Genomic DNA, 25,323 nt, shown 5'->3' with positions numbered 1-25,323 from the left:
CGCGGGGGTGCGGCGGATCGGCGCCGCACCCCCGCGTCCACCACTGCGGCGGCACCGCGCCTCCGGAGCGGACGGTGTTACGGACGCGCCGGGCCGCCGCCCCGGTGCGAGGGCAGGGGCCCGGATTCCTCGTCGCCCACCGGGGCGGTCTTCGTGACCTCCGGCGGGGGCTGCGGCGACGCGGTCTTGGCGGAGCGGGCGGCGGTGCGTGCGGCACGCAGCCGGCGCACGGCGGGCTCGGTGTAGCGGGCGGCGAGCGGGCCGACGATGACGAGGATGAGGACGTAGGCGGTGGCGATGGGCCCGATCCGGGGCTCCGTGCCGACCGCGAGACCGGCGATGACGATGGAGAACTCGCCGCGCGCGACCAGCGCGCCACCGGCGCGCAGCCTGCCGCGCGAGCCGATCCCGGCACGGCGTGCCGCGTACCAGCCGGTGCAGATCTTGGTGACCGCGGTGATCACCGCGAGCAGCAGGGCGGGCAGCAGCACCGGGGGGATCTCGGTGGGGTCCGTGGACAGTCCGAAGAAGACGAAGAACACGGCGGCGAACAGGTCACGCAGCGGCGTGAGGAGCCGTTCGGCGCCCTTGGCGACCTCTCCGGACAGGGCGATGCCGACGAGGAAGGCGCCCACGGCCGCGGAGACCTGGAGTTCCTGCGCGACCCCGGCGACCAGCAGCGTCAGTCCGAGCACGACGAGCAGCAGCATCTCGGGGTTGTCCGAGGAGACGGCGCGGCTGATCAGGCGCCCGTGGCGGAGGGCCAGGTAGAGCACGACACCGACGGCACCCAGGGCGATCAGCAGGGTCACGCTCCCGCCCGCCAGCCCGGCCCCGGCCACCAGCGCCGTGAGCAGCGGCAGGTACACCGCCATCGACAGGTCCTCGATGACCAGGACGCTGAGGATCACCGGGGTCTCCCGGTTACCGAGCCGCCCGAGGTCGGTGAGGACCTTGGCGATCACGCCGGACGAGGAGATCCAGGTGACACCGGCCAGGGCGACGGCGCCCACCACGCCCCAGCCGAGCAGCAGGGCGGCGACGGCGCCCGGCACCGCGTTGAGGAAGAAGTCCACGGCGCCCGAGGGGTACTGGGTCTTGAGGCTGGTGACGAGTTCCGACGCGGTGTATTCCAGCCCCAGCAGGAGCAGCAGCAGGATCACGCCGATCTCGGCGCCGACGCCGACGAACTCCTCGCTCGCCTTGAGGGGAAGCAGCCCGCCCTGTCCGAAGGCGAGCCCGGCGAGCAGGTACAGCGGGATCGGGGAGAGGCCGAAGCGGAGCGCCAAGCGGCCGATGAGCCCGAGGCCCAGGATGACGGCGCCGAGTTCGATCAGGAGCGTGGTGGTGTCGTGCACGCCTGTCAGCCCTCCGCGATGATCGTGGCGAGGGCGTCGACGCCCTCGCGGGTGCCGACCGCGACGAGCGTGTCACCGATGGCGAACCGGAAGTCGGGGCCCGGTGAGGGGTGGGCGCTGGTCCGGCGGAGCACGGCGACGATGGACGCCCCGGTGCGGGTGCGCGCCCCGGTCTCGCCGAGCAGCCGCCCGGCGTACGGGGACCTCTTGCCGACCTGGATGTGCTCGGTGACGAGGTCGATGCCGTCGGTACGGACGGCGTCGATGGGCGCCTGGTCGATGAGGTGGGCGACGGCGGTGGCCTCCTCGGGTGACAGCGCGATCGACGCCTGGCAGGAGTCGGGGTCGTCCTCGGAGTAGAAGCCGATGAAGCGGCGCCCGTCGTTGTGGATGACGACGGACAGATGTTGTTCCGCGTGCGTCGTGAAGTCGTACTGGGTACCGACACCGGGCAGCGTCGTACGCCGTGTGCCCATGGTTGCCTCCTGGGACGCACGTGGATATGAGCCGTTTCTTTTACGCTATCCGACCTTCGTCCCTGGTGGCGGGCGGGGCCACCAAAGTAGCTGCCCTATGCATGTTCCATTGGGCCCCGTCCCTTCCTACGGCGGCCCTCTCAGGCCCCGCCGCCGGGCCCGCGCCGCCTACGGGGCGGGCTCGTACGCCCGTGACCCGCGCGCCCGCGCATCGCGGCCCTGCGCTACGGCGCCGTTACGGCCCTACGGCGACGCCACGGCCGCGGGAGCCCGAAGCGGCCGTTGTGCGCAGGGCCGCGTGGAGGTAGTCGGCGTCCAGCGGTCCGGGGTCGGTCAGGACCTGGGGGGCGCCCTGCGCTGCCGCGCCCCGCAGTCTCGTCGCCTGCCATCCGGCGGGGACGGTCAGCGCGTCGAGGGTGGGCCGTGCGTAGCGGCGGCGGAGCGATCCGTAGGCGTCGATTCCCCCGGCGAGCCCCGCGAGGTACCGCTCGCCGGGCCGTGGTGTGCGGGGCTCTGAGGAGAGAGCGACGCGCAGCGGTGGGCAGACGCGCCGCATCGCCTCCAGCAGGCGCGGTACGGGCGTCTCCACGGGATGGACGACGTGGTGGGTGCGGACGCCGGGGCCCTGCGGACTGCCGACGAGCCGCACGATCGCCTCGCCGGCGTACTCGACGGGGACCAGGTTGAGTGTGGCGTCCTCGCGGCCCGGGAAGCAGGCTGTCACGGCGCCGTCGGCGCCGGGCCGCAGCCCGAGGCGCTCGCGCAGGAAGCCCGGTCCCCGGTGGGCGAGGAGGCGCAGTCCGGCGCCGAGCGCGGCGTAGCCGTGGCGTGGGCCGCCGGGCACCGGCGGCCTGTCGGTGACCGGCACGCCGGGCCGCAACACGGTCACCGGGACGTCGTGCTGCCCCGCCCAGGCGCGCACCCGCAGTTCGGCCTCGTACGCGGACTCCTCATACCGTGACAGGAAGCCGAACCGCGCGCTCAGATCGTCCTCCGCGATCAGGCCCGTCTCCCGGCCTCCGGCGACGTACGCCGTGCTGAGGTGAACGAACCGGGGGCGCCGCGCTCCGGCTCCGGCGAGGGCCAGCATGCGGCAGGTGGCCGCCACGTTCGCCTGGTGCGGCGCGGCGGGCCGGGCCAGTGCCGCACCGTGCCATACCTGGTCGGCGGAGTCGGCCAGGCGCTGGTAGGCCGACGCGCTCTGGCCCAGCCGGGGGCGGGCGAGGTCCACCTGGAGCGTGGTCAGCCGGGGCGCGTACGCGTCGATGTCCGCGCGCTGCGCCCCGGCCGACCGCAGCGCTCGCCGCACTCCGGCCTCGGCCGCCTCGGGGGCGTCGCGCACCAGGGCGGTCACCCGGGCGCCCGAGGCCAGCAAGCGGAGCGTCAGGTGTGAGCCGAGGAAGCTCGTGGCCCCCGTGAGCACGATGTCCATGATTTTCCGTTTCGCTCCGTATCGCGCGTGATGAGAGCTTCAGGAATACCAGCTCGCGCGCGAAACGCCGGTGCCCGCCGGGTCGTTCGGGTGAGGAGTGCGGGTGAGGACCACCCTGAGGGCTTGGGGCGTGGGGCGTGGGGCGCGGGGCGCGGGGCGCGGGGCGCGGGGCGCGGGGCGCGCGGCCGGCGTGCCGGGGGCCGCCCCGCGTAGCGGATGCCCGCCTCACGCTCCTCGCCGCCCCGGCGCCTCGGCGTGGGCGCGGCGCACGGCGCACGGCGGGCGGCGGGCGGCGCGGTGGAGTCAGTCGCGCGCCTGAAGCTGGGCCCGCAGCGACTCGTTCTCCCGTTCCAGCTCGGTGAGGCGGGCGCGGACAGGGCGCAGCGCCTTCTCGACCTCGGCCTCGGAGAACCGGGGCGTGATGTGCTGGGGGCAGTTCCAGTTGAAGCCCTCGACACGGATGGTCATCAGCCGCTCCACGCGCCCCTCGGTGCGGACCTTGCCCAGCCGCTCGGCCAATTCCGGGTGGTCGTCGAAGCTGTGGAGTTCCGCGTGCCCGAAGAGCTTCAGGCGTGCCTGGCGCGGATAGTCCATGAAGAACAGGGCCACTCGCCGCTGGGCCCGCACGTTTCCGGCGGTGATGTACTGGCGGTTGCCCCGCACGTCGGCGAACCCCAGGGTGTGCTCGTCCAGCACGTGGACGAAGCCGGGTGGACCGCCCCGGAACTGCACGTACGGCCAGCCCGTCTCGCTCACGCTGGCGAGATAGAAGCCGTCACGCGACTCGACGAACGCCGTCTCGGGGTCGCCGAGCAGGTCCGGTTCATCCGCCCCGGCGAGCTGGCGGGCTCCGGCGAGGGCACTGCCCTGCTCCTGCTGCACGAGACGGACGCTCTCGGTGTACGCCAGGTGCGCGAAGCGGCCCATGACGCACCCCCCTCCCATTCCGGGGATCGATCCGATGCCGATCGGTGATTACGATACACGTCGTAATGCTTTCGCGGCATGGTTTCGGGCTTCGCGTGGGAGTGTCCACACCATGCCCGCAGCACCGGACCGGCAGGCCGTGCAGGTGGACGGCCACCGGCTGACCCTCACCCACCTGCGCAAGAAGCTCTTTCCCGGCTCCGCTCACACCAAGGCTGAACTCCTCCACTACTACGCGCTCGTCGCCCCTTTGATGCTGCCGCACACCACGGGCCGCGCGGCTTCCTTCGTCCGCGCGCCGGACGGGGTGGAGGGCGAGCGCTGGTACGCCAAGAACCCGCCGCCGGGCTCTCCCGACTGGGTCACCATCACCCCTGTGCCGGGCAAGGACGGCCCGGCTCCGTTCGTCGTGGTCGACTCGACCGCCACCCTCGTGGCGATGGCCAACCTCGGCGCGTACGAGGTGCATGTGCCGCAGTGGACCACGGACGCCGGGCCCGGCACCCACGACCGGATCGTCTTCGACCTGGACCCCGGGCCCGGCACCGACATCACCGACTGCTGCCGGATCGCGCTGGGGCTGCGGCAGGCACTCAGCGACGACGGCCTCACCGTCTGCCCGGTGACGTCGGGCTCGAAGGGCCTTCATCTGTATGTGCCGCTGCGGCCTTCACCCGGCGACGCCGCGGTCGGTTACGCGAAGCGGCTGGCGGTGCGGATGCGGGAGGAGTACCCGGAGCTGGCCACGGCCACGATGGCGCGCGACGCCCGCAGGGGCAAGGTGTTCATCGACTGGTCGCAGAACACGTCGGCGAAGACGACTGCCGCCCCGTTCACCCTGCGCATCGGCGACCGGCCCGGCGTGGCCACTCCGGTCGGCTGGGACGAGGTGGCCGCCTGCGAACACGCGGAGGAGCTGGCCTTCACCCCGGAGCAGGTCCTTGAGCGGACCGAGCGCGAGCCCGGATTGCTGGCCCCGCTCGCGGCCGCCCACGGCCGGGGGCGCCTCACCGGCTGACCCACGGCCGCCCGCCACCGGTTCCGCGCGTACGGGTGGTCCCCGCCGCGCCGGAGCGCGACGGAGACCATCCAGCGGACAGGGCGGAACCCCGGGAAGGGGAGGGAACGGGCCCGCTACCGGAAGCCCTCGGGGCCCTCCCTGTCCCCCCGCCTGCCCCGCGCGGACTCCTCGCCGCCCTCGTACTCGATCTGCTCCTTACGGATCTGCGCCGAGATCTCCTCCTGTTCGGTGACGCGTTCGGTCTCCAGCCGTACGCGTTCCACCGGCACGGTCTCCTTGCTCACCACAGGCTGCTCCGCGTGGAGGACGACCTCCACCTGACCGTCCTCGATGTGGGCGTCCCGGCCGGAGCGCCGCGTCTCCTCGGGGCTCAGCGGCTCTCGGGTGAGATGCACTTCCTCATGGCTGACGGGCACAGTGCGAGTGACGTTCTCGGTGACGACGTGCTTGCGCAGCCGGGCCCGTCCGGTCTCGCGCTGCTCGGTGCCGACCCGGAGCTGCTCCTCGGAGAGGATCATCTCCTGGACGCCTTCCTTGGCCGCCTTGACGTCCTCGGCGCTGCGGGCCGCCCCCGCGCCGACGAGCTTGGGGCCCTGTGCCTCGGCCTCCGTACGGTGGGTGCCCTTGTCCCTCGCGAGCCCACTGGGTCCGCCACCGGCCCCGGCCATCGTGCCGCCGGCCCGGTCCCGCTTGGCCGTGCTCGCGTCGCTGCCCATGGCCATGCCCGTACCGCCACCAGCGGCCGCGGCGTCGCCCCGGCCCCTGGTCTGGCGTCCGGGCTGCTTGAGCCCGTAGTGCCGGTACAGCTCCGTCTCCTCTTCCGGGGACAGATGCCCCTCGGCGTCGATCCGCGGAGCGTCCTTGATCTGCTCCTTGCTGTACGGCACGCGCAGTTCGCCCTGGGAATGCTGGGCGCCCGCCAGCGGGACGAAGGTCTCCTTCATACCGAACAGCCCGGTCCGCACGGTGATCCATTCCGGTACGCCGGTGATGTCATCGCTGTACACCTGCTGCACCGACCCGACCTTCTGGCCGTCCGGGTCGACCACGTGCATGCCGGACAGCTCCTGCGGGGTGTCGCCCTGGGGTGCGGTCATCGCCATTGCCTCCTTTCGCGCGTAGCACGCGCCGACACGGCTGGACGTGCTCCTTCTCCATTGCGCGCGCCCGGCCACCACACGGCGACCGCTGACGCCGCTGACAGGCGCTTCCGCGTGGGGCGCCGACCCGGCGCCAGGGCCGTACGAGCGCGCCGCGTGAGGCTCTCCGGCGAAATCCACCCCTACGCCATTCGGGTGAACGCAGTGCGTGGCGGGCATACGGCCGCGGCGCGCCGTACGCGCGCGGGCGCGGCCGTCAGCGGAAACGACGCCGGGCGGCACCCCCTCGCGAGGGTGCCGCCCGGCGCGGCGGAGGCACGGTGGTCCGGTGGCGCGGTGAGGATCGCCCCGGGGCCGGTTCAGCGGATGGGCATCCCCGAGAGGGTGCGGGCGATCACCAGGCGCTGGATCTCGCTGGTGCCCTCGAAAATGGTGTAGATAGCGGCGTCGCGGTGCATGCGCTCGACCGGGTACTCGCGGGTGAAGCCATTGCCGCCGAAGATCTGTATCGCCTGCGCGGTGACCTGCTTGGCGGTCTCGCTGGCGAACAGCTTCGACATCGAGCCCTCGGCCGAGGTGAACTTCTTGCCGGTCGTCGCCATCCACGAGGCGCGCCACACCAGCAGCCGGGCCGCGTCGATCCGCGTGCGCATGTCGGCCAGCTGGAAGGCCACACCCTGGTTGTCGATGATCGGGCGGCCGAACTGGGTGCGCGTCTTCGCGTACTCCAGGGCCTCCTCGTACGCGGCGCGCGCCGTACCGACGGCCATGGCGCCCACCGCGGGGCGCGACGCCTCGAAGGTGGCCATCGCCGCGTTCTTCACGCGTTCGCCGCCCGCCTCGGCGCGCTCCCTGGCCCGGGCCAGCCGCTCGTCGAGCTTCTCCTTGCCGCCGAGCAGGCAGTGGCCGGGAACGCGGACGTCCTCCAGCACGACCTCGGCGGTGTGCGAGGCGCGGATGCCGTGCTTCTTGAACTTCTGGCCCTGGGACAGCCCGGGGGTCCGCGGCGGGATGATGAAGGAGGCGTGGCCCTTGGAGCCCAGCTCGGTGTCGACGGAGGCGACCACGACGTGGACGTTGGCGATGCCGCCGTTGGTCGCCCAGGTCTTGGTGCCGTTCAGCACCCACTCGTCCTTGGCCTGGTCGTACACCGCGCGCGTGCGCATCGCGGCGACATCGGAGCCCGCGTCCGGCTCGGAGGAGCAGAAGGCGGCGACCTTCACGTCGTCGGCGTCGCCGTACATCTGCGGGACCCAGGTGCCGATCTGCTCCTCGGTGCCGTTGGCGAGCACACCGACGGCGGCGAGACCGGTCCCGACGATGGCGAGCGCGATTCCCGCGTCGCCCCAGAACAGCTCCTCCATGGTCATGGGGATGCCGAGACCCGTCGGGTCGAAGAACTGCTGGGCGTAGAAGTCCAGCGAGTACAAGCCGATCTTGGCGGCCTCCTGGATGATCGGCCAGGGGGTCTCCTCGCGCTCGTCCCACTCCGCGGCAGCTGGGCGCATCACGTCCTGTGCGAAGCCGTGAATCCAGTCACGGACGGACTTCTGGTCATCGTTGAGTTCGAACGAGAACTCCGGCATGATCCCTCCAGCTGCTTATTACCTACGGTAACGCGAGTGTGTTACTCGCCAGTAGCCGCTGTCAACTCCCTGGCCACCGGACGTGCCCGCGACCACCGGGTGTTACGTTGCGCGGGCGGCACAGAAGGGCCCGGGGCGGGAGGAACACCATGGAGACCACGCAGCGCGAAGGACAGCAGCGCGCGACCGAGGAGCGGCGGCGGGAGCTGCTGGAGGCCGCGGACCGCGTGGTGCTGCGCGACGGCCCCGGGGCGTCGATGAACGCCATCGCCGCCGAGGCCGGGATCACCAAGCCCATCCTCTACCGGCACTTCGGCGACAAGGGCGGGCTGTACCGGGCGCTCGCCGTCCGCCACACCGACGCCCTGCTCACCGCGCTCCGCGCGGCCCTGGACGCCCCGGCGCACCGCCGGGACCGGGTCGAGGCCACGCTGGACACCTATCTCGCGGCGATCGAGGCGCGCCCGCAGGTCTACCGCTTCCTGATGCACCCCGCCGACGACCAGAGCGAGGACCAGTCGCCGGAGCAGGGCTTCGACGTGGGACGGCACGCCGCCCCCCTGCTGCGCAGGCTCGGCGAGGAGCTGGCCCAGGTCATCGCCGAACGGGTCGACCTCGGCCCCGGCAGCGAGGAGCAGGCCCGCGCGTGGGGGCACGGGATCGTCGGCATGATGCACGCCGCGGGCGACTGGTGGCTGCGCGAACGCCCGTATCCGCGCGCCCAGTTGGTGACACATCTCACCGACCTGCTCTGGGGGCGGCTGGCCGAGGCGGGCGACCGCGCGGGCGGGCCCGCTTTCTGACCACCGCCACACCGGCGCGGTCGCGCGTCCCCTCACCCCGCCCAGGGCGCCCGGGCCGCGGCGCGCAGCGCGCGACGCCTGCGGCGCCCTTCGAGGCGGTCGGTGAACAGCTTTCCTTCCAGGTGGTCGCACTCGTGCTGGAGGCAGCGGGCGAAGTAGCCGGTGCCCTCGACGCGCAGCGGGTCACCGTGCGCGTCGAAACCCTCCACGGCCGCGTAGTCGAAGCGGGGCGTGCCCGCCTCGACGCCGGGGAGCGACAGGCACCCCTCCGGGCCCCGGAACAGCAGGCCGTCCGTGTGCGCCAGCCGGGGATTGACGAGGTGGCCCAGGTGCCGGCGGTCCTCGTCGTCGGGGCAGTCGTAGACGAACACCCGCAGCGGAACGCCGATCTGATTGGCCGCGAGGCCGACGCCGTCGGCGGCGTACATCGTCGCGTACATGTCCTCGATCAGCCGCGCGAGGTCGAATCCGAACTGGGTCACCTCCGCGCACGGCGCCTGAAGTGACGGGTCACCGAGCAGCCGCATCGGTCGTACTCGCCCCGAGCTGCCGGGGATCGCGCCGTTTCGCATACGCGTCAGAGTACGGTCCATGGCAGGCCCTGAAGGCCGGGCAGGGGTGGCGGGGTTCGGGCCACTGCCTGGATCTCGATAGGCTGAGCCCCCACCGAAGCCTCCCGGCTGGTGAGTCGGCACCAAGGGGGCGTTCCACCGGAACCCCCGGGGGCGGGCGGAGTGCCGGACGCAAGGAGGAGCAAGGACGATGGCAGGCAACACGGAGCCGCTGTCGCCGCGGGCCAAGCTGGCCGTGACGGCGGGCAAGGCGGCAGCGGCGGTGTCGCGGGTCGCTGGTCGCGGCAGCGGATCGGTGATCGGGGGCAAGGTCGCCCTCCGGCTCGACCCGGATCTGCTGGCCCGGCTCACCCGGCACCTGGACGTGATCCTGGTCTCCGCGACGAACGGCAAGACCACCACCACACGACTGATCGCCGAGGCGCTGCGAGCCAGCGGCCCGGTGGTCTCCAACGCGCTCGGCGCGAACATGCCCGCGGGGATCACCGGCGCCCTCGCCGGGGGCTCCGACGCGCGGTACGGCGTGATCGAGGTCGATGAGAAGTACCTGGCCGGGGTGGCGCGCGACGTCACGCCCAAGGCCATCGCCCTGCTCAACCTCTCGCGCGACCAGCTCGACCGCGCCGGTGAGACCCGCATGCTCGCCGAGAAGTGGCGCGAGGGCCTGGCCGGCACGAAGGCCATCGTCATCGCCAACTCGGACGACCCGCTCATCGTGTGGGCGGCCTCATCGAGCCCGAACGTGGTCTGGGTCGCGGCGGGCCAGGAGTGGAAGGACGACGCCTGGTCCTGCCCGTCCTGCGGTGGCGTGCTCCAGCGCCCCGGCGACGACTGGGGCTGCGGCGACTGCGGCTTCCGCCGCCCCGTCTCCAGCTGGGCGCTGAACGGCGACTACGTGCTGGACCCGCAGGGCTCGGCATGGCCGATCCACCTCCAGCTGCCGGGCCGGGCGAACAAGGCGAACGCGGCGACCTCCGCCGCCGTCGCCGCCGCCTTCGGGGTGCCGCCCCAGGTCGCCCTGGAGCGGATGTACGCGGTGCAGGCCGTCGCCGGACGCTACGACGTCGTCACCTTCCAGGGCCGTGAGCTGCGGCTGCTGCTGGCGAAGAACCCGGCGGGCTGGCTGGAGACCTTCTCGCTGATCGACCCGCCGCCCACGCCGGTGATCCTCTCGGTGAACGCGCGCGGCGCCGACGGCACCGACACCTCCTGGCTGTGGGACGTGGACTACACCCGGCTCGCCGGGCACCCCATCCTCGTCATCGGTGACCGCAAGCTGGACCTCGCCGTGCGCCTTGAGGTCGCCGGTCTGGAGTTCAGGGTCTGCGAGAACGCGGACGAGGCGGTGCGGCACGCGCCACCCGGCCGTATCGAGGTCATCGCCAACTACACCGCCTTCCAGGACCTGCGCCGCCGCGTCGGCAACTAGGCCAACGAACCCGAGAGAGCCATAAGGATGCCGAGGATGAGCCAGAACAGTTTGCGCCTGGTGTGGGTCTACCCCGACCTGCTGAGTACGTACGGAGACCAGGGCAACGCACTGGTCGTGGAGCGGCGCGCGCGGCAGCGCCACCTGAACGTGTCGCGCGTCGACGTCCGCTCCGACGAGCAGATCCCCACGTCCGGGGACATCTACCTGATCGGCGGCGGCGAGGACCGGCCGCAGCGCCTCGCGGCGGAGCGGCTGCGCCGCGACGGGGGCCTGAACCGCGCGGTCGCCAACGGCGCGATCGTCTTCTCGGTCTGCGCCGGGTACCAGATCCTCGGCCACGAGTTCATCAACGACCTCGGGCACCGCGAGCCCGGCCTCGGCCTCCTCGACGTGGTGAGCACCCGTGGCGAGGGCGAGCGGTGCGTCGGTGACGTGCTCGGCGACATCGACCAGCGTCTTGGCCTGCCGCAGCTGACCGGCTTCGAGAACCACCAGGGCATCACGCACCTGGGCCCGACGGCGCGCCCGTTCGCCCATGTCCGGCTCGGCAAGGGCAACGGCACCGGCGACGGCACCGAGGGCGCGTGGAACGACACCGTTTTCGGCACGTACATGCACGGGCCCGTACTCGCCCGTAACCCGCAGATCGCCGACCTGCTGCTCAAGCTGGCGCTCGACGTCAACGCGCTGCCCCCGGTCGACGACCGGTGGTACGAGGCGCTGCGCACCGAGCGGACGGCCGCGGCCACCCAGACCGCATGACGGACATCCGTGTCTGAGGACCGGCGCGCGCTTGTAGGGTGACTGAATTCCCCCGGACGACGCGGTCCGGTCGTCCGGTTGAGTGACAGAGGTATCACGGACCATGCGTATTGGTGTGCTCACATCCGGCGGTGACTGCCCCGGTCTCAACGCCGTCATCAGATCGGTCGTCCACCGGGCTGTCGTCGATCACGGCGATGAGGTCATCGGCTTCCACGATGGCTGGCGGGGTTTGCTGGAGTGCGATTACCGCAAGCTCGACCTCGACGCCGTCGGCGGCATCCTCGCGCTCGGCGGCACGATCCTCGGCTCGTCGCGGGTGCAGCCCGCCCACCTGCGGGACGGTGTGGAGCGCGCCCGCGGGCACGTCGCCGACCTCGGGCTCGACGCGATCATCCCGATCGGCGGTGAGGGCACGCTCAAGGCGGCCCGGCTGCTGTCGGACGCGGGGCTGCCCATCGTCGGCGTGCCGAAGACCATCGACAACGACATCGCGTCCACCGATGTCACCTTCGGCTTCGACACGGCCGTCGGTGTCGCCACCGAGGCCCTGGACCGGCTGAAGACGACCGCGGAGTCGCACCAGCGGGTCCTGATCGTCGAGGTGATGGGGCGGCACACCGGGTGGATCGCGCTGCACTCGGGCATGGCGGCGGGCGCGCACGCCATCGTCGTGCCCGAGCGGCCCTTCGACATCGGCGAGCTGTCCGAGGTCGTCGGGCGGCGTTTCCAGGCGGGGAAGAAGTTCGCGATCGTCGTCGTCGCCGAGGGCGCCAAGCCGCGCGAGGGCTCCATGGAGTTCGAGGTGGGCGGCAAGGACATGTACGGCCACGAGCGGTTCGCCGGGGTGGCCAGGCAGCTCGCCATCGAACTGGAGGAGCGCCTGGGCAAGGAGGCGCGGGCGGTGATCCTCGGGCATGTGCAGCGAGGCGGCACGCCCACCGCCTACGACCGGGTGCTCGCCACCCGGTTCGGCTGGCACGCGGTCGAGGCCGCGCACCGGGGTGCCTTCGGCATGCTGACCGCGCTGCGCGGCACGGACATCGTCCTCACTCCGCTCGCCGAGGCCGTGGAGACCCTGAAGACGGTCCCCGTGGAGCGGTACGCCGAAGCGGAATGCGTGCTCTGAGCTGAGCGCCACACCAGCGCCCACCCGCCCCCGGCCGCAGCGACGGCCGGGGGCGGCTCTACTCTGGTGCGAGCGTTTGCGGCGATATGAGGAGAGAGCGGATGGAACACGGCGGGCACGGCATGAACATGGATCTGCCGCCGTTCACCCTGGCACGCGGGCTGGAGTTCAGCGGCGAGCCGTTCTTCCTGATCGGCTGCACGCTGGGGCTCGCGCTGTACGGGTGGGGTGTGGTGCGGCTGCGGCGGCGCGGTGACAGCTGGCCGGTGGCCCGTACCGTCGCCTTCACCGTCGGGGTGCTGACCGTCGCCCTGGTGATGTGCACCAAGCTCAATGACTACGGCATGGTCATGTTCAGCGTGCACATGGTGCAGCACATGGTCATCAGCATGTTCTCCCCCATCCTGCTGCTGCTCGGCGCGCCGGTGACGCTGGCCCTGCGGGCGCTGCCCGCCAAGCGCGGCGCCCACCGGGGCCCGCGCGAGCTGCTGGTACTGCTGCTGCACAGCCGCTACATGCAGCTCATCACGCATCCGGTCTTCACGATTCCGCTGTTCATCGCGAGCCTGTACGGGCTGTACTTCACCCCGCTCTTCGACTTCCTCATGGGCAGCAAGCCCGGCCACATCGCGATGATGGTGCACTTCCTCGCCGTCGGCCTGGTCTTCTTCTGGCCGATCATGGGCGTGGACCCGGGGCCGCACCGGCCCGGTTATGTGATGCGGATGCTGGAGCTGTTCGCCGGGATGCCGTTCCACGCGTTCTTCGGCATCGCGCTGATGATGGCGAGCGAGCCCATGGTCGACTCGTACAAGAATCCGCCCGCCTCGCTGGGGATCGACGCGCTCTCCGACCAGAACGCGGCGGGCGGCATCGCCTGGGCGTTCAGTGAGGTCCCGTCCCTGCTGGTGCTCATCGCTCTGGTCTTCCAGTGGTACAAGTCCGAGCAGCGGACCGCACGGCGCGCCGACCGGGTCGCCGACAGGGACGGCGACAAGGAGCTCAACGCCTACAACGACTACCTCGCGTCGTTGCAGGCCCGGAGCCGGTAGCGGTCCGACCAGTAGCGGTACCACCCCTCGCCGGGAGAACATGGCCTCCTGGCCGTGGTCTGGACGGATCTTCCGCCCGGTCCGTTGAGGAGGTTGCGGGGATGCCCGGATCTGCGAAGGCGATGGCGGTATTCACGGTGGGCGGGCTGGTGACGGTCACCGCTTACACCGTGGCGTTGGGCAGCAACGGCTGGCTGTGGTTCGGCTGGGTCGTGCTCGGGCTGCTGACGGTGGGTGTGGTGGCCGCACGGGGCACCTGAGGAGAAGAGCGAGTCCGGCAGGGGCCCAGCCGCCCGCTCGGACCGGGTGCCGCGCCCGCTCAGAACCGCCCGCTGGGAGGCGCCCGCTCAGAACCGGAACAGGGGCCCGGTCGCCGACCCCATCCGGCACGCGTTGGCGTAGGTCCTTTGCCAGGCGACCGGGGCACCCCGCCAGGTGCCGGCGGCGTTGACGGTGACCGGGTCGTACTGCTGCGGGCACACGAGCGGGTCGGCGGTCAGCCGGCCCGGATCGCCCCCGGCCCGGACGAGCGCGGCGCACGCGGCGTCGGCGTCCCGGTGCGGGCCGCCCGTCGGCTCGCAGAGCAGCCGCACGCCCCTGACCCAGGCACCCTCCTGCCCTGAAACGGTCAGGAAGAGATCGCTCAGCGGCTTCTGATCGGCCTGCGCCGGGGCGCCGCCGAGGGCGGCGAGGGCGGTCATGGTCGCCGCGGCGACGGTGGCCGCGGTGCGGGCGAGACGGTGCACGGGATCTCCCGGGGGCTTGCTGACCGACAGGCCAGCGGCGGAGGTGCGGGTCCGCCTGGTCAGGTCCTGACCGCGGCGACGGCCGCGCCGCACCCGCGCGGCCGCGAGGGCCAGCGCACCCCGGCACCGCCCCGCGCGACAAGCCGCCACACCGGAGCGCCACTCGTACGGCCCGCGCGGACCACGCCGCCGCCACCCGACCGGAGCACGCCGCGTCGGCACCGCAGCGGGCGACTGGGGCCAGGATCGGCCGTATCCTTATTGCGAAGAACTCGCAATAACCAGGTATGGGCAAAAGGAGCGGTGCCGTGGGCTCTCCGGTGGTGCTGGGCATCGAGTCGTCATGCGACGAGACGGGCGCCGGTCTGGTCCGCGACGGGCGGCTGCTGGGCCACGCGCTCGCGTCGAGCATGGCCGAGCACGCGCGCTACGGCGGCGTGGTGCCCGAGATCGCCGCCCGCGCCCATGTGCACGCCCTGGCGCCCGTCGTACGCCAGGCGCTGGCGCGTGCCGAGCTGACCATGTCCGACGTCTCCGCCGTCGCCGTGACCACCGGGCCCGGGCTGTCCGGCGCGCTCCAGGTCGGGCTGGCCGGTGCGAAAGGGCTGGCGTACGCGCTGGACGTGCCGCTGTACGGGGTGCACCACCTGGCCGGGCATGTCGCCGCCGACACCCTGGAGCACGGCCCGCTGCCCGACCCGTGCGTGGTGCTGATCGTCTCCGGCGGCCACACCTCGCTCCTCCTCGTACGCGACCTGGCGCGCGACCCCATCACGCACCTCGGCGACACCCTCGACGACGCCGCCGGTGAGTGCTTCGACAAGGTGGCGCGCGTCTTCGGGCTGCCCTATCCGGGCGGGCCCGCGATCGACCGGGCGGCCCGCACGGGGGACCCGCGCGCCGTCCCGCTCCCCCGCCCGCTGACCGGACGGCGGGAGGCCCCGTACGCCTTCTCCTTCTCCGGGCTGAAGACGGCAGCGGCACGCTGGGCCGAGCAGCACCGCGCCAGTGGCCTGGAGCTGCCGGTGGCCGACGGCGCCGCCTCGCTCCAGGAGGCCATCGCCGACGTCCTGACCCGCAAGGCGGTCGCCGCGTGCGCCGAGCACGGGGTGCGCACCCTTGTCGTGGTCGGCGGCGTGGCCGCCAACTCCCGGGTGCGGGCGCTGGCCGAGGAGCGCTGCGCCGCGGCCGGGGTCACGCTGCGCGTGCCGCCGCTGAACTTGTGCACCGACAACGGCGCGATGATCGCCGCGGTCGGCGATCTGCTGGTCCGCGCGGGCGCCGCCCCCGCGCCGCTGGAGATGTCCATCGACCCGTCGGCGCCCCTGGAGTACGCGGCGCTGCACCCGGTCAGCCGGGCAGCAGCCGTGCGGGCCGCCTGACGACCGGACGCCGCCGGGGTTGAGGGGCCCTGACGGCCGCGCGGCGGGCGCGGAGCGGTGACGACTGGCGCTCCGCGCCCGCCCGCGTGCGTCCCGGCCCCCGGACCTCGCCGCTTCGCACGGTGTCTCACGTCATAGTCCGGCATGCGGGCAGTGCTGTTCGCGGAGCGAGCCGAGCGCCTAGGGTGACTGGTGCAGCTGGTTCGCCCTGTCCGCCAGGCAGGCGCGTCGCAAGAGGGAACCCGGTGGGAATCCGGGACTGCCCCGCAGCGGTGAGTGGGAACGACCGCCGTCACACGCACTGGGCCCCGGCCGGGGTCTGGGAAGCGACGGCCAGTAGGAACCTCGTGTTTCACGAGAGACGCCCGCGAGTCCGAAGACCTGCCACTGCCCGCACGCCTCCCGTGTGCGGAGAACTCGGTGACCTCGTGGGCGGGTCGGCGTACGCACCAGGCGGGCACCCGCGGCACAGCGGGATTCTCCGCCCGGTCCGCCATCCCTTCGCGCCTTCGAACCCCCGGGTCATACGGAGACATACTCGCGAAGGAGAGTTCTGTTGACCGTCACCAAGACCACAGCAGCGGCGACACAGGCCACCGTGCACGGCTACCCCCGCCAGGGCCGGAACCGGGAACTGAAGAAGGCCATCGAGGGCTACTGGAAGGGCCGCGTCAGCGCCGCCGAACTCCAGCGGACCGCCTCGGCACTGCGGGCCGAGAGCTGGCGCCAGCTCACCGACGCCGGTATCGACGAGGTCCCCAGCGGCGACTTCTCGGCGTACGACCACGTCCTGGACACCAGCGTGATGGTCGGCGCGATCCCCGCCCGGCACCGCGCCGCCGTCGAAAAGGACGCGCTCGACGGCTACTTCGCCATGGCGCGCGGCACCCAGGAGGTCGCGCCGCTGGAAATGACCAAGTGGTTCGACACCAACTACCACTACCTCGTGCCCGAGCTCGGCCCCGACACCGCCTTCACCGCCGACTCGGCGAAGCAGGTCTCCGAGCTGAAGGAGGCCATCGCTCTCGGCCACTGCGCGCGCCCTGTGCTGGTCGGCCCCGTCACCTACCTCCTGCTGGCGAAGCCCGCCCCCGGTGTGGACCCCGGCTTCGAGCCGCTGACCCTCCTCGACCGGCTGCTGCCCGTGTACGCGGAGGTGCTCGCCGATCTGCGGGCCGCGGGCGCTCGGTGGACGCAGCTCGACGAGCCCGCGCTCGTCCAGGACCGGACGCCCGCGGAACTGAACGCCGCGGCCCGCGCCTACCGTGAGCTGGGCGGGCTCGCCGACCGGCCCAAGCTGCTGGTCGCCTCGTACTTCGACCGGCTCGGCGAGGCCCTGCCCGTGCTGGCCAAGGCGCCCATCGACGGGCTGGCGCTCGACTTCACGGGCGCGGCCGCCGCCAATCTCGACGACCTCGCCCGGGTCGGCGGGCTCCCCGGCAAGCGCCTGGTCGCGGGGGTCGTCAACGGCCGCAACGTGTGGATCAACGACTACGAGAAGTCCCTGGCCACCCTTGGCACCCTCCTCGGACTGGCCGACCGGGTCGACGTGGCGTCCTCCTGCTCGCTGCTGCACGTACCGCTGGACGCGGCGGCCGAGCGGGACATCGACCCGCAGGTCGGCCGCTGGCTCGCCTTCGCCCTCCAGAAGAGCGGCGAGATCGTCACGCTGGCCCGCGCCCTGGTGCGGGGCACCGGCTCCATCTCCGCCGAACTCGCCGCCAACCGCGCCGACCTGGCCTCCCGCGCGGGCTCCGCGCTCACCCGCGACCCGGCGGTGCGGGCCCGCGCCGCCGCCGTCACCGACGCCGACGTGCGCCGCTCCCAGCCCTACCCGGTGCGGGCCGCCGCCCAGCACGCCCACCTCGGGCTGCCGCTGCTGCCGACGACCACCATCGGCTCGTTCCCGCAGACCACCGAGCTGCGCACCGCCCGCGCCGGACTGCGGGCCGGACGCATCGACAGGGCGGCGTACGAGGAACGCATCGAGGCCGAGATCCGCGACGTCCTCTCCTTCCAGGAGAAGGCGGGCCTTGACGTGCTGGTGCACGGCGAACCCGAACGCAACGACATGGTCCAGTACTTCGCCGAGCAGCTGACCGGCTACCTCGCGACCCAGCACGGCTGGGTCCAGTCCTACGGCACCCGGTACGTCCGGCCGCCGATCCTCGCCGGTGACATCTCCCGCCCCGAGCCCATGACGGTGCGCTGGACCTCCTACGCCCAGTCACTCACCGACCGCCCGGTCAAGGGCATGCTGACCGGCCCGGTCACCATGCTCGCCTGGTCCTTCGTACGGGACGACCAGCCGCTCGGCGACACCGCCCGCCAGGTGGCGCTGGCCCTGCGCGATGAGGTGAACGACCTGGAGGCGGCGGGCAGTTCGGTGATCCAGGTGGATGAGCCCGCCCTGCGCGAGACACTGCCGCTGCGCCGTGACGGGCACGCCGAGTATCTGGCCTGGGCGACCGAGTCGTTCCGCCTGAGCACCAGTGGAGTGCGGCCGGACACCCAGATCCATACGCACATGTGCTACGCCGAGTTCGGCGACATCCTGGCCGCCATCGACGACCTGGACGCCGATGTCATCAGCCTGGAGGCCGCGCGCTCCCATATGCGCGTCGCCGACGAGCTCGCCACCGCCGGTTACCCGCGCGAGGTAGGCCCGGGCGTCTACGACATCCACTCCCCGCGCGTGCCCGGCGTGCGGGAGGTAACGGCGCTGCTGCGCGCGGGGCTCGCCGCCATTCCCGCCGAGCGGCTGTGGGTCAACCCCGACTGCGGCCTGAAGACCCGCGGCTGGCCGGAGGTCAGGGCCTCGCTGGAGAACCTGGTGGCCGCGGCGCGCGAAGTACGGTCCGATGTCACCCCGCCCTCGGGTTCCCAGACCGCGGCTTCCTGAGCCCGCGGCTTCCTGAGCGAAGAGGCGGCCGGGGACGGGGACGCCGTGCGGTGTCCCCGCCCCCGGCCGCCTCCGCACGCCCGCGCCCGCGCCGGTTCCGTGTTTTCTGTGCGCGGCGCGTAAAACAGGGAAATTGACTCACACTTCGATGCTTTCCCGTATCCGTCATGGCAAATACCCATGGCCACATGGCGGCAGCCGACCGGCGCTTCGGGTGTTCCTCCGCGTTATGGGAAACTGATATCTCCACGTCGGGCATGCGGAGCGGTACCTTCACATTCAGCTGCCTCCCGTGAACTCCCCCTTGCGCACATTCCGCCGTTCACCGCGCAGCGAACCGTATCGCGATCCCCCACGACGAGCGGAGAAACGTATGCCATCCCGCAAGTTCACGCAGGCGTCGCTTGCCCTGTGCGCGACGGGTGTCCTGCTCGCGTCCGGCGCGCAGACCGCGGCGGCGAGCCCGGAGAACAAGACCGCGGCGCGCGTCGTCACCTATGACTCCCGGGGCGCCGCGGAATTCACCGGCGCGGTGAACGAGGGCGCCGCCGCCTGGAACGCCAGTGTCAAGAACGTCCAACTGAAGCCGGTGGAGTCCGGTCAACGAGCCAATATCATCATTGTCGCCGACAATGGATGGCCGCGCGCGCAACCCACCTCACTGGGCAACGGCAAGGTCTGGATGGGCAGGCAGGCGGTCAATCAGGGGCACAACACCATCCGCATAGCGTCCCACGAACTGGGCCACATTCTGGGGCTGCCCGACATGAAGCCCGGTCCCTGCTCCAGCCTCATGTCCGGCTCCTCCGCGGGAACGTCCTGCACCAACCGCTATCCCAACACCTCCGAGAAGGCGTCCGTCGAGCGCAGCTTCGGCGGGTCTCAGCTGTCGCGTGACGCCGGGATCGACCGCGCGCGGGCCGCCTATTGAGCCGCCGCGTCCCACCGGGACGACGCCGCCCGGTATTCCCGGCCCCTCCGCACGGCGAGCGCCCCCATGGGGGCGCTCGCGTCGTGTTCGGCGCCCACACGTCCGGCGCCCCCGTGCTCCTGAGAGCGCGTCATATGACATGGGCGACAAGCCCGTACGCACGTCCTCACGCGTAGTGACGCCCGGCGGTGTCTGTGTCTACACTGGCCGTTCCTGGATAGCCGATGACCTGGTATTACGCTATTCACATTCTCCGTGAACTCCGGCAGAGTGAGGGCCACGCGTGTTCTATCTGCTGCTCAGATACATCCTGCTGGGGCCACTGCTGAGACTGGTGTTCCGGCCGAGAGTCGAGGGGCTGGCGCACCTCCCCGAGGACGGCGCGGCCATCGTCGCGGGAAATCACCTGTCGTTCTCCGATCATTTCCTGATGCCCGCCATCGTGCCGCGCAGGATCACGTTTCTCGCGAAGGCGGAGTACTTCACCGGCCGGGGCCTGAAGGGCCGGCTCACGGCCGCCTTCTTCCGTGGCGCGGGCCAGATCCCGGTGGACCGCACCGGCGGCAAGGCGTCGTCGGCGGCGCTGCGTTCCGGCCTCTCGGTGCTGCGCAGGGGCAGGCTGCTCGGCATCTACCCGGAGGGCACCCGGTCCCATGACGGGCGGCTGTACAAGGGCCGTACGGGGGTGGCCGCGATGGCGCTGACGGCGCGGGTGCCCGTGGTGCCGTGCGCGATGGTCGGTACGTTCGAGATCCAGCCGCCGGGACGTGTCGTGCCACGGGTACGGCGGGTGCGGCGGGTAACGATCCGGTTCGGCGAGCCGCTGGACTTCTCGCGGTTCGCCGGGATGGCGGACGAGCGCACCGCGCTGCGGGCCGTCACCGACGAGATCATGTACGCGATCATGCGGCTGTCCGAGCAGGAGTACGTCGACCGCTACGCGTCCGAGGTGAAGGCCGAACAGTCCCACCGGCTCCTGCCGCGCATCGGGCGCTGACGCCCGCCGGTTCGCTCGCCTTCTCCCCTCGGGGGCGGGCGTGTTGCGCTGTCGGCGATTCTGCGGACGGCGAAGTCCCCTGACGCGGGCGGCAGTCGCACCGTAGCGTCCCCGCCATGACCACAGGGACCGCAGCAGGAACGGCCGCATCACGGACAACACGTGCACCAGGGACTGCCTTCGTGCTCGGGGCGACGGGGCAGACCGGCAGGGCGGTGGTGCGCGCGCTCGCCGCCGAAGGATGGCAGGTCCGCGCGGCCTCACGCGGTGGCGGCCGGTCCCGGGAGTGGCCCGACGAGGTGCGGACGCTCGCCGTCGACCGGGAGGACGACGCGGCGCTGGCCGCCGCGCTCGGTGACGGCTGCGACGTGCTGTACGACTGCGTCGCCTTCGGCGAGCGGCACGCCCGTCAGTTGATCTCACTCGCCGACCGGATCGGTTCCGCCGTGGTGCTCTCCAGCGGCGCGGTGTACGCGGACGAGCAGGGCCGCAGCTTCGACACCCAGGACGAACCGGACGGATTCCCCGCCTTCCCTGTGCCGATCCCGGAGTCGCAACCCACGGTCGCGCCGGGTGGGGCCACGTACGGCACGGCGAAGGTCGCGCTGGAGCGGGCGCTGCTCGCCGCCGGGGATGTGCTGCCGACGACGCTGCTGCGGGCGGGGGCCATTCACGGTCCGTACTGCCGGACGCCGCGCGAGCTGTACTTCGTCAAACGGGCGCTGGACGGGCGGCGGGTGCGGGTGCTCGCCCACCGGGGTGAGAGCCGGTTCCACCCCGTCCACGTCGACAACCTCGCCGAGCTGGTCCGGCTCTCGGCCCGCCGGCCAGGGAGCCGGGTACTCAACGCGGGTGACCCGCGGGCCCCGACCGTCGCGGAGATCTCCGTGGCCGTGGACGCGGTGCTCGGCGCGCGGAGCGAACTGGTGCTGATCGACGGCACGCCCACGCCCCCCGGCCTGGGCTCCACCCCGTGGAGCGCCGCCTGCCCGGTGGTCTACGACATGACGGCGGCGGAGCGCGAACTGGGCTACCGCCCCGTCACCGGCTACCACGACTCCCTGCCCGGGACAGTCGCCTGGACAGCACGCCAGCTGGAGGGCACCGACTGGCGCACGGCCTTCCCGAAGATGGCCAGGAACTACGGCGAACTCTTCGACTACGCGGCCGAGGACGCCTGGCTGGCGGCGGGTCGGCCCCTCGCGCCCTGACGCGACGCGCTCCACCACGCGAACGCGGTGAGGGGACGGCCGGTGTCCCGGTCGTCCCCTCACCTGACGCGTCATGCCGCGGCGCCGAGCCCGCGGCGCCGTGTGCTCACGGCGCCGCGGTCAGCCGGGCTAGCGCACGGCCGGCCGGTCGGCCGCCGTGGCCGAAGCCTTCGGCGCGCCCTTCTTGCCCTTCTCCGGTACGGGCGTCGCGTGCGGCCCGCACGTCACGTCCTTGGCGTCGACGGTGCCCTTGAGCAGGTAGGCGTCGACCCGCTTGTTGATGCACGGGTTGATCTCGGTGGTGACGCCGTGCGAGCCGGCGTCCTTCTCGGTGATCAGGCGCGAGCCCTTGAGGCGCTTGTGCAGCTCGACGGCGCCCTCGTACGGAGTGGCGGCGTCGCGGGTGCTCTGCACGATGAGGACCTTGGGCAGGCCCTTGTGCGACCGGACCTCGATCGGGTCGTACTGCGGCCCTTCCCAGGTCGCGCAAGGCAGGTTCATCCATGCGTTGGACCAGGTCAGGAACGGGTGGTCGCGGTGCAGCCGGGTGTTGTCCCGGTCCCACTTCCGCCAGCTGGTCGGCCACTTGGCGTCGGCGCACTCGACGGCCGTGTAGACGGCGTTGCCGTTCTCCGCGGAGATGTTGCCCGCGATGTTGGTCATGTCGGGAGCGGCGGCGTCGACCAACGGCTTCTTGTCACCGGCGAGGTAGGCGCTCCACGCCGAGGCGACCTCGGTCCACGCCACGTCGTAGTACGGCGCGCTCTGGAAGAAGGAGAGCAGCTCGGCCGGGCCGACCTTGCCGTCGATGGGGTTCTTCTTGGCTGCGGCGCGAAGCTTCTCCCACTGCTTCTGGACCTTCGCCGGGGTCTTGCCGATGTGGTAGACGGAGTCGTACTTGGCGACCCACTTCTTCCAGTCGTTCCAGCGCGTCTCGAAGGCGACGTCCTGGTCCAGGTTGGCCTGGTACCAGATCTTCTCCTGCGAGGGGTTGACCACGCTGTCCACGAGCATGCGGCGCACGTGCGTCGGGAACAGCGTCGCGTAGACGCCGCCGAGGTACGTGCCGTAGGAGACGCCGATGAAGTTGAGCTTCTTCTCACCGAGCGCGGCGCGGATGACGTCCAGGTCGCGGGCGGTGTTCGGCGTCGTCATGTGCGGAAGCATGTCGCCGCCGCGCTCCGCGCAGCCTTCCGCGTACTCCTTGGCCAGCTTGCGCTGGGCGCGCTTGTCGGCCTCGTCGTCGGGCACCGGGTCGAGCTTGGGCGCCTTGACGAACTCCTGCGGGTCCACACAGGAGATGGGAGCGGAGTGACCGACACCACGCGGGTCGAACCCGACGAAGTCGTAGGCCCTCGCGGTCTTCTTCCACAGCGGGGCCTTGGTCGTGACCCGCTTCGGGAAGCGCAGACCGGAGCCACCGGGGCCACCGGGGTTGTACAGCAGGGCGCCCTGGCGCTCGTCCGCGGTGCCCGTGTTGCCCACCCGGTCGACCGCGATCTTGATCGTACGGCCGTTCGGCTTGGCGTAGTCGAGGGGAACGGTGACAAACCCGCACTGGATGGGCTTCGGCAGGTTCCAGTCGGCCGGGCAGTCCTTCCACTTGACGCCGGTCTTGGCGGCCCGCGCGGCGGCGAGCTTGGCACCGGCGGCGAGCTTCGCGGCCTCCGGCGTGGTGGAGCTGCCGGAGCTGCCGGAGCTGCCGGAGCTGCTCCCGCCCGCGCCGACAGCGGGACCGGCCATGGTCCCCGCTATCAACGCGCCCGCCAGTACGGCGCCTGCCGCACTGAAAATCGCTGTTCTGTTCACGTAGGTTCTCCCCCTACTTGGATCGCCGTGGTCGCGGCGGTGGTGGTCAAGAGGATCTATACGTCTTCTTCATCCACCGGAACAGGTCACCCAAGTGTTCTTTACCAAGCCGTAAGCTGCATCGCGGACTGGACCAGACGGCGTACGCCCAGGCCGTCGTGGGCCACGGCGCTGACAAGTACGGCGGGACCCGCCAGTGGAGTGACGACCGCCGTCTCCCCGACCAGCCGGGCAGCGCAGGGCTCATCGTCGTACGCCGGGTCCACGTGCAGCAGCTGGCCCACCGCCCGGTGGCCGCCGAGGACGGCCGCACTGTCCCAGCCGGGCACTCCGGGGCCGTAGCCCAGTTCCTGGTCGAGCAGCGTGCGGCCGCCACGCCGCACGGTCAACCGGCTCGTCAGCCGTCCCGGCCCCTCGCCGAAGCGGCCGAGGATCTGCTCCTCACGCAGCACGAGGCGCGCGGTGGGGGCCAGCTCGACGCGTGTGGTCATCCGCAGGTCGCTGCCGTACGCCGAGATCAGCGGTTCCGGCAGCCAGCGCAGCTCCGCCCCGTCGCCCACGGTCAGCCGTACGTCGTAACGCCCTCGCTCACCGGTGCGGCCGGGCAGCGCGATGGTGGCCGCCGACGAGCCGACCCGCAAGGCGGCGCCGGGCTCGACGGTCACCTCGACCGCCAGCCGGTCCCCGCCGACCGGGGCACTCATCGCCCCGACGAGGGTGACCCACGCCTGCCTGCGGTCGGCCGACCGCGTCCGGCGGGGAGCCAGCGGCCCCTCACCGGACAGCAGCGGCAGCGCGGTGCCGCCCCGCCCATCGGGCGCGGCGGTGATCCGGGCGGTGGCCCGCACCGCGGCGGCCGAGCCGGGCCGGGCCGGCTCGCCCGCCCCGGTTGGGCCGTGCTCGTCGGCCGCCGGCCCAGCCCCGGCGGGTGCGCCGACCGTGGTCGGCGGAGCCGGGCTCACGCCGAGGCCGCTGACCGGGCGGCGAGCAGCGAGCGGACCCATGCCACGACCGGGGCGACGCCGTCAGGGGCGGTCAGCGCCGTGAAGGCCACCGGCAGGTCGCCACGCTGGGTCTTGGCGTCGCGCGCCATGCCCTCCAGATCGGAGCCGACGTAGGGCGCGAGGTCGGTCTTGTTGATGACGAGGAGGTCGGCTGTGGTGATACCGGGGCCGCCCTTGCGGGGGATGTCGTCACCGCCCGCGACGTCGATGACGAAGATCTGCGCGTCGACCAGGCCCTTGGAGAAGGTGGCCGTCAGGTTGTCGCCGCCGGACTCGACCAGGATCAGATCGAGCGGTCCGACGCTCTCCTCCAGATCCTCCACGGCTTCGAGGTTGGCGGATATGTCGTCCCGGATGGCGGTGTGCGGGCACGCCCCGGTCTCGACGGCCGTGATGCGCTCCGGCGGCAGCACGGCGTGGTTCAGCAGGAAGTCGGCGTCCTCACGGGTGTAGATGTCGTTGGTGACGACGGCGATGGACAACTCGTCGCGCAGCGTCCGGCACAGCGCGGCGACCATCGCCGTCTTGCCTGAGCCGACCGGGCCGCCGAGGCCGACGCGCAGTGCCCCTCTCTCCTTGGGGTGCGGGGTGGCGGCGCTGTAGGTGTGGCGCGGCGGGTACGGGTCCACGTGATCGAGGTGCATGCCAACTCCGGTCGGGGTGAGGCGGTTCGGGTCGGTGTCGAAGGGGT

General features: G+C 72.1%; 23 protein-coding genes and 1 riboswitch. Of the genes, 12 read left to right on the top strand and 11 right to left on the bottom strand.

What is annotated here, in order from left to right; all coding sequences use genetic code 11:
• Positions 1-77 precede the first annotated feature (77 nt).
• From AC5P1B_RS01880 to AC5P1B_RS01865, 4 genes are all read right to left on the bottom strand, one after another.
• A complete protein-coding gene (locus tag AC5P1B_RS01880) occupies positions 78-1,358 on the bottom strand; it encodes a cation:proton antiporter (RefSeq protein WP_493884348.1) in 1,281 nt (426 codons plus the stop codon).
• 5 nt (positions 1,359-1,363) lie between these two features.
• A complete protein-coding gene (locus AC5P1B_RS01875) occupies positions 1,364-1,834 on the bottom strand; it encodes a cation:proton antiporter regulatory subunit (RefSeq protein ID WP_493884347.1) in 471 nt (156 codons plus the stop codon).
• Between the two features lie 235 nt (positions 1,835-2,069).
• Entirely contained in the window at positions 2,070-3,266 is a 1,197-nt protein-coding gene (locus tag AC5P1B_RS01870) for an SDR family oxidoreductase (protein ID WP_493884346.1), read from the bottom strand.
• 303 nt (positions 3,267-3,569) lie between these two features.
• Positions 3,570-4,193, bottom strand: coding sequence for a pyridoxamine 5'-phosphate oxidase family protein (locus AC5P1B_RS01865; RefSeq protein WP_493884345.1), 624 nt, complete (start codon positions 4,191-4,193; stop codon positions 3,570-3,572).
• A gap of 112 nt (positions 4,194-4,305) precedes the next feature.
• Between AC5P1B_RS01865 and ligD the strand changes: the two genes are divergently transcribed.
• On the top strand, positions 4,306-5,211 hold the full coding sequence (gene ligD, locus AC5P1B_RS01860) for a non-homologous end-joining DNA ligase (protein ID WP_493884344.1): 906 nt from the start codon (positions 4,306-4,308) through the stop codon (positions 5,209-5,211).
• A 116-nt stretch (positions 5,212-5,327) separates the two neighbouring features.
• Here ligD and AC5P1B_RS01855 read toward each other — a convergent pair whose 3' ends face one another.
• Together AC5P1B_RS01855 and AC5P1B_RS01850 are read right to left on the bottom strand one after the other, a co-directional pair.
• Positions 5,328-6,311: a DUF2382 domain-containing protein gene (locus tag AC5P1B_RS01855; RefSeq protein WP_493884343.1), complete on the bottom strand. Its 984-nt coding sequence runs from the start codon at positions 6,309-6,311 to the stop codon at positions 5,328-5,330.
• 362 nt (positions 6,312-6,673) lie between these two features.
• Positions 6,674-7,900 (bottom strand): acyl-CoA dehydrogenase family protein, encoded by a 1,227-nt coding sequence (locus AC5P1B_RS01850; RefSeq protein WP_493884342.1) that lies wholly within the window; start codon positions 7,898-7,900, stop codon positions 6,674-6,676.
• 149 nt (positions 7,901-8,049) lie between these two features.
• On the opposite strand from AC5P1B_RS01850, the gene AC5P1B_RS01845 reads away from it, so the two are divergent.
• Positions 8,050-8,703 carry a TetR/AcrR family transcriptional regulator gene (locus AC5P1B_RS01845; RefSeq protein ID WP_493884341.1) on the top strand — a complete coding sequence of 218 codons (654 nt, stop codon included), beginning with the start codon at positions 8,050-8,052 and terminating at the stop codon, positions 8,701-8,703.
• Between the two features lie 32 nt (positions 8,704-8,735).
• Here AC5P1B_RS01845 and def read toward each other — a convergent pair whose 3' ends face one another.
• The gene (gene def / locus AC5P1B_RS01840; protein ID WP_493884340.1) at positions 8,736-9,275 is read right to left on the bottom strand and encodes a peptide deformylase; all 540 of its coding nucleotides are present in this window, start codon (positions 9,273-9,275) and stop codon (positions 8,736-8,738) included.
• Positions 9,276-9,465: 190 nt separating this feature from the next.
• Between def and AC5P1B_RS01835 the strand changes: the two genes are divergently transcribed.
• The 5 genes from AC5P1B_RS01835 (at position 9,466) to AC5P1B_RS01815 (ending at position 13,910) form a co-directional block, all read left to right on the top strand.
• Positions 9,466-10,704, top strand: coding sequence for a Mur ligase family protein (locus AC5P1B_RS01835; RefSeq protein ID WP_493884339.1), 1,239 nt, complete (start codon positions 9,466-9,468; stop codon positions 10,702-10,704).
• 36 nt (positions 10,705-10,740) lie between these two features.
• On the top strand, positions 10,741-11,469 hold the full coding sequence (locus tag AC5P1B_RS01830; RefSeq protein WP_493884338.1) for a type 1 glutamine amidotransferase: 729 nt from the start codon (positions 10,741-10,743) through the stop codon (positions 11,467-11,469).
• 103 nt (positions 11,470-11,572) lie between these two features.
• On the top strand, positions 11,573-12,598 hold the full coding sequence (locus AC5P1B_RS01825; protein ID WP_493884337.1) for a 6-phosphofructokinase: 1,026 nt from the start codon (positions 11,573-11,575) through the stop codon (positions 12,596-12,598).
• Positions 12,599-12,699: 101 nt separating this feature from the next.
• Positions 12,700-13,650 (top strand): cytochrome c oxidase assembly protein, encoded by a 951-nt coding sequence (locus AC5P1B_RS01820; RefSeq protein ID WP_493884336.1) that lies wholly within the window; start codon positions 12,700-12,702, stop codon positions 13,648-13,650.
• Positions 13,651-13,751: 101 nt separating this feature from the next.
• Complete coding sequence (locus tag AC5P1B_RS01815) at positions 13,752-13,910, top strand: hypothetical protein (protein ID WP_493884335.1); 159 nt, start codon at positions 13,752-13,754, stop codon at positions 13,908-13,910.
• 87 nt (positions 13,911-13,997) lie between these two features.
• Here AC5P1B_RS01815 and AC5P1B_RS01810 read toward each other — a convergent pair whose 3' ends face one another.
• A complete protein-coding gene (locus AC5P1B_RS01810) occupies positions 13,998-14,396 on the bottom strand; it encodes an SSI family serine proteinase inhibitor (protein ID WP_493884334.1) in 399 nt (132 codons plus the stop codon).
• A 287-nt stretch (positions 14,397-14,683) separates the two neighbouring features.
• Between AC5P1B_RS01810 and tsaD the strand changes: the two genes are divergently transcribed.
• The 5 genes from tsaD to AC5P1B_RS01785 all read left to right on the top strand — a co-directional run bounded on the left by tsaD (position 14,684) and on the right by AC5P1B_RS01785 (position 21,819).
• The gene (gene tsaD / locus AC5P1B_RS01805; RefSeq protein ID WP_493884333.1) at positions 14,684-15,778 is read left to right on the top strand and encodes a tRNA (adenosine(37)-N6)-threonylcarbamoyltransferase complex transferase subunit TsaD; all 1,095 of its coding nucleotides are present in this window, start codon (positions 14,684-14,686) and stop codon (positions 15,776-15,778) included.
• A 181-nt stretch (positions 15,779-15,959) separates the two neighbouring features.
• Positions 15,960-16,181: riboswitch (cobalamin riboswitch) on the top strand.
• Positions 16,182-16,334: 153 nt separating this feature from the next.
• The gene (gene metE / locus AC5P1B_RS01800; protein WP_493884332.1) at positions 16,335-18,680 is read left to right on the top strand and encodes a 5-methyltetrahydropteroyltriglutamate--homocysteine S-methyltransferase; all 2,346 of its coding nucleotides are present in this window, start codon (positions 16,335-16,337) and stop codon (positions 18,678-18,680) included.
• Between the two features lie 373 nt (positions 18,681-19,053).
• Complete coding sequence (locus AC5P1B_RS01795) at positions 19,054-19,611, top strand: snapalysin family zinc-dependent metalloprotease (protein WP_493884331.1); 558 nt, start codon at positions 19,054-19,056, stop codon at positions 19,609-19,611.
• A 283-nt stretch (positions 19,612-19,894) separates the two neighbouring features.
• Positions 19,895-20,608 carry a lysophospholipid acyltransferase family protein gene (locus AC5P1B_RS01790; protein ID WP_493884330.1) on the top strand — a complete coding sequence of 238 codons (714 nt, stop codon included), beginning with the start codon at positions 19,895-19,897 and terminating at the stop codon, positions 20,606-20,608.
• 182 nt (positions 20,609-20,790) lie between these two features.
• On the top strand, positions 20,791-21,819 hold the full coding sequence (locus tag AC5P1B_RS01785) for an NAD-dependent epimerase/dehydratase family protein (RefSeq protein ID WP_493884329.1): 1,029 nt from the start codon (positions 20,791-20,793) through the stop codon (positions 21,817-21,819).
• 129 nt (positions 21,820-21,948) lie between these two features.
• Here AC5P1B_RS01785 and AC5P1B_RS01780 read toward each other — a convergent pair whose 3' ends face one another.
• From AC5P1B_RS01780 to ureG, 3 genes are all read right to left on the bottom strand, one after another.
• Positions 21,949-23,562 carry an alpha/beta hydrolase gene (locus AC5P1B_RS01780; RefSeq protein WP_493884491.1) on the bottom strand — a complete coding sequence of 538 codons (1,614 nt, stop codon included), beginning with the start codon at positions 23,560-23,562 and terminating at the stop codon, positions 21,949-21,951.
• A gap of 167 nt (positions 23,563-23,729) precedes the next feature.
• Complete coding sequence (locus tag AC5P1B_RS01775; protein ID WP_493884328.1) at positions 23,730-24,632, bottom strand: urease accessory protein UreD; 903 nt, start codon at positions 24,630-24,632, stop codon at positions 23,730-23,732.
• Complete coding sequence (gene ureG / locus AC5P1B_RS01770) at positions 24,587-25,276, bottom strand: urease accessory protein UreG (protein WP_493884327.1); 690 nt, start codon at positions 25,274-25,276, stop codon at positions 24,587-24,589. Before ureG ends, AC5P1B_RS01775 begins: the two co-directional genes overlap by 46 nt.
• Positions 25,277-25,323 lie beyond the last annotated feature (47 nt).

The organism is Streptomyces sp. A01 (assembly GCF_059026195.1).
This window is presented reverse-complemented; position numbering and strand designations above follow the sequence as displayed.